Here is a 7,028-nt window from a genome sequence, read left to right as displayed (position 1 = left end):
CCCGGATTCGTGAACGACAATGACGGCCGGGGCCTCGATGACCTCGTTCTTCTCGTTCTTGGCCGAATACCACTCGAGCGCCACCAGATCGTTGACTTCAATACCCGAGGGACGGGGCGACGGGAATCGGACGATCGATGGATCCAGCGGGTGCTCGTTCGGCTGGACGGTCACTTCGAACCTGACCGGCTTCCACGACAGATCCACTAGGCACTGCCGTGCGTCCTCAGACGTTTCGTCGCCGGCATTCAATCCGTCCGCTGCTTCATACTTCTGAAGCGGGACAAAATTCTCAGACCATCCGGCGGAAGCGGTCAGCAAGACAAACAAACACCCAAGCGAGCGAACGTCCATGACACTTCTCCTTCGGCGATGTTTCTGAGTGACGCCCGCTTCAAGGTTTTCCCGACATCAACTTACCCGATATCAACGGGGCGGGAGCCAACTGTTATCCGGGCACATGATAGATGACCCTCTCGCCCTGAATCCGGTTTCACACGATGCACCATGACGGATTCCAGCGATCTCATGAACTTTGAGCGGATGCGAAGAATCGGAGGAACGTACTTCCGGGACGGCACTTGCCAGGCAGATCATTTTACCAGATCACCGACGAACGGAAGGACCTGTTTTTCGTACGAGACCCCTTCGCTGCCGTCGACCGATCCGCTGAATCGTTTCAGCAATTCTCCGTCGCGTCCATAAACGAAGACGGCGGGGATGGAATCGAGTTTAATTTCGTCGAACAATTCATCTGCCGCAACGGTACTCATCCGGTGCAGTACCTGATTTTCGACTTGGGAACCGAGGAAGTTCAGGACCCGTTCCCGGTAGAATTCCGGCGGCTTGTTCTTGATACCGGCGTAGTCGACATCGAATGAGATCGCCACGACATCGTTCGGGAACCGCTGATGTAATGAAATCAGGTGGGGAAACTCAGTCATACAGGGTTCGCACGCCGTCGACCACATATCGACGACGACGATCTTTCCCTTGTGCTCGGCGATCAGCGTCTGCAGTTCGGCCCAGGTGGAGTCGATCAGTTCCACGGAGTTCTGTGGCTTGGCTTGCGTTGCTTCGTCGGACACGGATTGGGATTCCGTAACCTGACCATCGTTCACCACGGCTGCCGCTGCGGGAGCGGTGGCCTCGGTGGGCGTCTGGGCGGGATCGGAATGGCTTACCCCTGCTGCGCCGCTGCATCCTTCGACGAAACCGATGGCGATCAAGTATACCCAGATCATTCTGCTGCGAATCATTTATTCGACCTGTTTCAGGGGTTACTTGCTGTTGAGCTCGGAAATTTCGCCTTCGATTCGTGCTACGATTGGATCGAACTGAGCGATTTCAACCGCGTTGTTACCCTGCTCGTGCTTACGAAATCCGGTCAGGTAAGTGATGTTCTGGGGACGCCAGCGGTGGAAGAACTGCATGTTCTTTTCCACAACTTTCTGGCGAATGAGTTCCCCTTTTTCATCACTGGGGGAAAGGCGTGGCCAGCCCTGCTGAATCTGAATCGCCGTGACCAGTTGGGAATAGCCAAACGGTCCAAAATGCAGTCCGTTCTCGGTGAGATTCGCTGTCGGTTTTGGCAGTTCGAACAGATCGATGACCGGGGCACTTCGTCGGGCGGCCAGATCGCGAACGGCGGCGGCGTAGATGGCCAGCGTGCCATTCTGACGACTCGCATCGGGCAGAGGTGACTTGGGTCGTTCCCACTTGTGCGGCGTCATAAAAGCCAGTCGAGCTCCGGTGGCCTGGACGTCATTGCAAAGCTTTTCGTACTGAGCGACGAACTTTCCGACCCCTGCCTCGCCCGCGAAAGACTCGTTCTGTCCGTATCCCATCACGACCAGGGTCGGCTTGAGTAACGTGATCAGCTCGATCATCCGCTGGTATCCCACCTGAGGGGGATCGAAGATGCCTCGGCTTTCCGCCCAGACCGTGTCTCCGCTCCAACCCAGATTGCGGAACGTCACTTTCCGGTCAGGCCATGCTGTCGTCAAGGCGGTCTCGAGATAGCCGAACTGGCCTTCGCGTTCGATAAAGGTACCACCCAGAAAGACAACGCGGTCCCCGTCCTGCAGTTCCAGTTTCGGGGGCGAGTCCTTGGCGGTCGCCAACGATCCCATCGCGAGCAGTGTGATTGACTGAAGCAGAACGTATCCGACAGAACAGCGACCCATCTCAATCCTTCCCTATTTGAGGACGTCCGAGCCGATTGAAACGGGGGCTGATCCCGTTTCGAGGCCGGAGAGTGTCCCTCACTCTGAACGATAGACCTATCTGGCATACTCGATGACGCGGGTCTCTCGCAAGACAGTCACCTTTACTTCACCTGGGTAGGTGAGTGTCTGTTCAATCGCCGTGGCGAGGTCCCGGCATAGCTTGGCGGCTTCACGGTCGTTGACATCCGCGGGATTCACAATGACGCGGACTTCGCGTCCCGCCTGCACGGCAAAGGCTTGTTCGACACCGGGGAACCCGCAGGCGAGCGTTTCGAGTTCTTCGAGTCGGCGGACGTACTTCTCAAGCGTTTCACGTCGAGCACCCGGTCGTGAGGCCGAGCAGGCGTCGGCGGCTGCCACGAGGACTGTGTAGATGTATTCAGGACGGATGTCGTCGTGATGCCCTTTGGCGGCGTGGACGACTTCCCCTTTTTCGCCGTAACGTTTAAGCAGTTCGGCTCCGACTGCGGGGTGTCCCCCTTCCATTTCGTGGTCTGCCGCTTTGCCAATGTCGTGCAGAAAACCACAGCGACGGGCCAGGTTTCCATTCAGGCCGAGTTGAACGGCCATCATGCCGGTGAGGTGGGCCACTTCAATGGAGTGCCGCAGGACGTTCTGGCTGTAACTGGTTCGGAAGTAGAGCCGACCCATCAAATCGAGCAGCTTTTCGTGCAGGTTAGGTACATCCGCTTCCTGGGCCGCTTCTGCCCCCTGCCGGCGAATGAACTCTTCCATTTCCTTTTGCGTTTCAAGTACGATCTCATCGATGCGTGTGGGATGGATGCGGCCATCCTGAATCAGCTTGACCATCGACTGCTTGGCCGTTTCGCGGCGGACACTGTCGAATGCAGAGACGACCACGACGCCCGGAGTATCATCGACGATGACGTCAACGCCGGTTGCTTTTTCAAACGCCCGGATATTCCGGCCTTCACGACCAATGATGCGACCTTTCATCTCGTCGTTGGGGATATCGACGGTCGAAACCGTGGTCTCGGACGTATGGGCCGAGGCGTATTTCTGAATCGCCATACCGATGATTTCGCGAGCCTGCTTCTCGGACTGTTGTCGGAGCTCGGCTTCGTGCTTGAGGATTAATCCACCGGTTTCGTTCTTGAGTTCGCGTTCGAGCTGATCCAGCAGCATGGCGGTCGCGGTCTTCTGGTCCAGCCCGCTGATCTTATAGAGCTGTTCCTGTTCCTGCTTGATGATCTTTTCGAGTTCTTTTTCCTTGGCTTCAACGACTTTTCCGCGTTCGGTCAGCTTGAGCTGGGTCGCCTCGAGCATCCGCTCTTTCTTGGCGATGTCGTCCAGTTGATCCTTGAGGGACGCTTCTCGTTTATCAAGTTTTCGCTCTTGATTGCGAATTTCATCTTTCATGGCGTTGAGATCTTTTTCGATCTCTTCGCGTCGTCGCAGGCCTTCTTCCTTGGCGGCCAGTTCAGCCGTTTTGCGAAGGTTTTCGCCATCGCGTTTGGCCAGCTCGAGAATTTCGTCGCGCGATTTATACGCGGAACCGCGAATCATTCGCTCCGCGAAGAAGCCTGCTGCACCGCCGAGGACCAGCCCCAGCAGAATTGAAATCATATCCATACGTACGCGCCCTTCACGATCCTGGCAACAGAAGCCTCCGGACCTCGCACAGAACGCAGGATTCGTTCGGCGTAAGCGTGTGCCGACGATGCGCGATCGCAATACGCGTCGCGATTCAGAGAAACTGGCTGAGCATCACGAAATCAGCGGACTGAGCGGCGTGCTGGAACACGGACCCGCACCAGAGATGTCGGCCAAAACAACGACCATGGCCACGTCGTCAGCTCCTTCGGTGGACCGACTGACGACCACAACAAGGCCATCGTTTGCTGGGGCGAATCGGACGACTTACGCAGCCATGTGTCGAAACGCCAAACAAAGCCCTTCACGGCCCCGTCGAGCTTCTCTACGGTTCTCCAGGAGATACACCAGAGAAAGGTCAGCAATAAACCGATCGATTCGCCAAGAAATGAAAACATCCTGGCACTTTCCGAAATGAATCGCTAAGCGGCAGGCAACCGAGAACGGATGCCATCAAACCAATCAACTCCGAACCATCTTCGGCCCGGTTGCTTCTGGAAATACGTCACCTGTCGGTGACAATCACCAAAAATTGACTGTCTTATACTAACAAACGTTGATCTGCGTTCAACCGTAAGGCTGAAACAGCTTTTATCAGCCCCATTAGATCAACAGCCCCCGAGCTGGCAATATCGACAGACTGCCGCTTTGGAGAACTTGTATGACCCCTGGGCGTGATCTGGACAGCGCCACCGTCCGCGTCCGGCATGACGGTGGGCTGCCAATTCACTACTGAACCTGGACGAAATCTTCGTCGATTACTCTTCCTGCTCGCGCAGTTTTGCCAGGACGCTGATGTCTTCCAGTGTCGTGGTGTCCCCTGCCGATTCGCGGCCCGCCGCGATGTCCCGCAGCAGACGACGCATGATTTTCCCGCTACGTGTCTTGGGCAATGCGGGGGTAAACCGGATCTTGTCCGGGGTCGCCAGTGCCCCAATCTGCTTACGGACATGCGCCGTCAACTCACGTTCGAGCGATTCGCTGCCGCTGCCGCTCTTGAGGGAAACGAAGCAGCAGATCCCTTCACCTTTAATGTCATGAGGGAAGCCCACCACGGCGGCTTCCGCCACTTCGGCGTGAGCAACGAGTGCTGATTCGACTTCCATGGTGCTCAGACGATGACCGGCGACGTTCAGCACGTCGTCGACGCGCCCCATCACCCACGTATAGCCATCCTCGTCCTTTCGCGCACCATCCCCTGCGAAGTAACAGCCGGGAATCGTGCTGAAATAGGTCTGCTTAAAGCGATCATGGTCACCGTACAGCGTTCGCAGCATCGAGGGCCATGGCTGCTTCATGACCAGCAGGCCACCCTGGTTGGGGCCCAGAGGGTTCCCTTCTTTGTCAACAATTTCAGCAACGATACCAGGAAGGGGACGAGTACAACTTCCCGGCTTTGTCGCTGTGACCCCGGGCAGCGGCGAAATCATGATCGAACCGGTTTCGGTCTGCCACCAGGTGTCGACGATTGGGCAGCGTTCCTGGCCGATGACCTTGTGATACCACATCCACGCTTCCGGATTGATGGGTTCACCGACGGAACCGAGCAGACGCAGGCTGGAGAGGTCGTACTTGTTCGGCCACTCGTCACCCCACTTGATGAAGGCGCGAATCGCCGTGGGGGCCGTATAGAAGATGTTGACCTTGTACTTCTCGATAATTTCCCAGAAACGGCCTTCGTGGGGCCAGTTCGGAGCCCCTTCGTACATGACTGAGGTCGCGCCGTTACTCAAAGGCCCGTAGACAATGTAACTGTGGCCAGTGATCCAGCCGATGTCGGCGGTGCACCAGTAGGTGTCTTCGTCTTTCAAGTCGAAGACCCACTTTGAGGTCATCATTGTTCCGAGCAGGTAGCCGCCCGTGGTGTGCAGCACTCCCTTTGGCTTGCCCGTACTTCCCGATGTATAGAGGATAAACAGCGGATGTTCGGCATCCAGTTCGACGGGGTCGCAGTCAGATGCGACGTCTGACATCAGGTCGTGCCACCAGTAGTCACGATCCGGGACCATGTGGACCGGTGTGCCCATGCGGCGAACCACGACAACCCGCTCGACCGAAGGTGATTTTTCCAGGCTGGCGTCGACGGCCTGCTTCAGCAACAGTTCCTTGCCGCGTCGCCAGCTACCGTCGGCGGTGATGATCAGCTTGGCCTGTGCGTCGTTGTTACGGTCGGCGACAGCATCAGAACTGAAACCGCCAAAAATGATCGAATGCGTGGCACCGATGCGTGCACATGCCAGCATCGCGATGGCCAGTTCGGGGATCATGGGCATGTAAAGCGTCACGCGATCGCCCGCGGTAATCCCGAGTTTCTTCAGGACATTGGCGAACTTACAGACTTCGCGGTGCAGGTCCTGATACGTCAGAACTCGCGTGTCGCCAGGTTCACCTTCCCAGATGATCGCGGCCTTGTTCTTGCGCCAACTGGTCAGGTGCCGGTCGAGGCAGTTGTAGCTGGCATTGATCTTGCCACCGGTGAACCATTTGGTGTCGGGCATGGTTCCCTGAAGGACGTGGTCCCACTTTTTGAACCAGTGCAGATTGTTGGCCAGTTCACCCCAGAATGCGGAGGGATCAGACTTTCCCTGCTCACACATTTGCTGGTATTGCGCTTCCGAATTGATATTGGCCAGCTTGGTGAATTCGGCTGGCGGTGGAAACGACCGAGTTTCCTGAAGAACGCTTTGAATATTTTCGCTGGACATCGATGTCGTCTCCGGAATCGCGCTTAAGATCGAATTAAATGGATATTTACCTCGTGGGCGAGGATTAAACCCGGATTCGTCAACGAATTCCATGCAACCGAGAACTGTCGGGGCCGAAACTGGCACAGAGTGCAACGGGTACTGATTTTACGGACGGTGTACTGTTGCGTTTTCAGCCGAAATTGTCCCCTGAGCGCGCTGCTGACTCGTCTGAGCGTGTCTGCTTCCGATTGCATGCCCAATACCGAAGAATCCCTTGTCGCGCCCGTTGCGTCAACGGATCCGCTCAATGGTCATGCGAATCCACGTGGGGGGCAGCACTGCTGCGACGGCGACTTAATTGCGACTCCTCGAACTGAAAGCAGACTTTATGGGCTGTTTTCCATTCCTGGGCCTCGGCCATTCTGATGATCTGATCAAAATGAGCTCGCTCCTTGTCGGACATCTCTCCTTCGTCGTAGCGAGAGTCAATCGCCTCTTT

Annotated in this window: 5 protein-coding genes and 1 pseudogene; all 6 read right to left on the bottom strand. The window is 56.5% G+C overall.

Annotated features, from left to right (window positions below):
• Nucleotides 1-354 (bottom strand): annotated as a pseudogene (locus tag VGE80_RS10460) (hypothetical protein); the annotation flags it as partial.
• A 239-nt stretch (nucleotides 355-593) separates the two neighbouring features.
• Nucleotides 594-1,244 (bottom strand): TlpA family protein disulfide reductase, encoded by a 651-nt coding sequence (locus VGE80_RS10455; protein WP_440592623.1) that lies wholly within the window; start codon nucleotides 1,242-1,244, stop codon nucleotides 594-596.
• Between the two features lie 36 nt (nucleotides 1,245-1,280).
• A complete protein-coding gene (locus VGE80_RS10450; RefSeq protein WP_440592622.1) occupies nucleotides 1,281-2,186 on the bottom strand; it encodes an SGNH/GDSL hydrolase family protein in 906 nt (301 codons plus the stop codon).
• Nucleotides 2,187-2,282: 96 nt separating this feature from the next.
• The gene (gene rny, locus VGE80_RS10445; RefSeq protein ID WP_440592621.1) at nucleotides 2,283-3,821 is read right to left on the bottom strand and encodes a ribonuclease Y; all 1,539 of its coding nucleotides are present in this window, start codon (nucleotides 3,819-3,821) and stop codon (nucleotides 2,283-2,285) included.
• 779 nt (nucleotides 3,822-4,600) lie between these two features.
• A complete protein-coding gene (acs, locus tag VGE80_RS10440) occupies nucleotides 4,601-6,547 on the bottom strand; it encodes an acetate--CoA ligase (protein WP_440592620.1) in 1,947 nt (648 codons plus the stop codon).
• A gap of 286 nt (nucleotides 6,548-6,833) precedes the next feature.
• Nucleotides 6,834-7,028: hypothetical protein (locus tag VGE80_RS10435; protein WP_440592619.1), on the bottom strand; the 195-nt coding region annotated here is incomplete at its 5' end.

The sequence above is a fragment of the Schlesneria sp. genome (genome assembly GCF_036405755.1).
GTDB lineage: Bacteria > Planctomycetota > Planctomycetia > Planctomycetales > Planctomycetaceae > Schlesneria > Schlesneria sphaerica.
Note: the sequence above shows the minus strand (reverse complement) of the source record. Positions and strands in the feature narration are given on the sequence as shown.

Excerpts from the sequence above, each read along its gene's own strand:
- VGE80_RS10450 (WP_440592622.1), bottom strand. The coding sequence starts at position 2,186 with ATGGGTCGCTGTTCTGTCGGATACGTTCTGCTTCAGTCAATCACACTG.
- VGE80_RS10455 (WP_440592623.1), bottom strand. The coding sequence starts at position 1,244 with ATGATCTGGGTATACTTGATCGCCATCGGTTTCGTCGAAGGATGCAGC.
- acs (WP_440592620.1), bottom strand. The coding sequence starts at position 6,547 with ATGTCCAGCGAAAATATTCAAAGCGTTCTTCAGGAAACTCGGTCGTTT.
- rny (WP_440592621.1), bottom strand. The coding sequence starts at position 3,821 with ATGGATATGATTTCAATTCTGCTGGGGCTGGTCCTCGGCGGTGCAGCA.